Genomic DNA, 505 nt, shown 5'->3' with positions numbered 1-505 from the left:
ATCTGAGTAAAGAAGTCGCACATCTTCGCATCCTCAATGCCTTCAATTACTACCTCAATATTGTTCTCGTGGCACATTGCAATCAAAAACTTTAGGTACTCTCGCGAAGAGTGGTTTGTCAGCGTTTTCCAAGCCATCGATTTATCGATTTTTATCTGCGTCATCGGTAAATCAAAGAAGCAGTTTAAAGAACTGTACCCGGAACCAAAGTCATCCAAAGACAACGCAAAGCCCAACTCACGAAGCGTGTTTAAGGGGGCCATAGCCGTTTGGTTGTTATCCAAAATGAATGTTTCGGTGAGCTCTAGCACGACAGACTGAGGTGCGACGCCAGCTTCGTCAGCCATGGCTTTGATTCTTGAGGGAAACTCACCATTCATAAGCTGAAGAACGGAGACGTTTACGTTCACTCTTACTTCATTTTGGTAGCGTTCGCGGTATTGTTTTATGAACTGACATGCTTTCGCGAATACTTGATAGCCTAGCTCGACAATCAAGCCTTTGT

Annotated in this window: 1 pseudogene; it reads right to left on the bottom strand. The window is 44.2% G+C overall.

Annotation, left to right across the window (positions count from 1 at the left end):
- Positions 1–505 (bottom strand): annotated as a pseudogene (gene scrG, locus R7E38_RS23465) (regulatory protein ScrG); the annotation flags it as partial.

It is taken from the genome of Vibrio sp. Vb2131, from assembly GCF_033338535.1.
Classification (GTDB): Bacteria; Pseudomonadota; Gammaproteobacteria; order Enterobacterales; family Vibrionaceae; genus Vibrio; species Vibrio alginolyticus.
The sequence above is the reverse complement of the archived record's forward strand: the minus strand, read 5'-3'. Positions and strand labels throughout refer to the sequence as shown.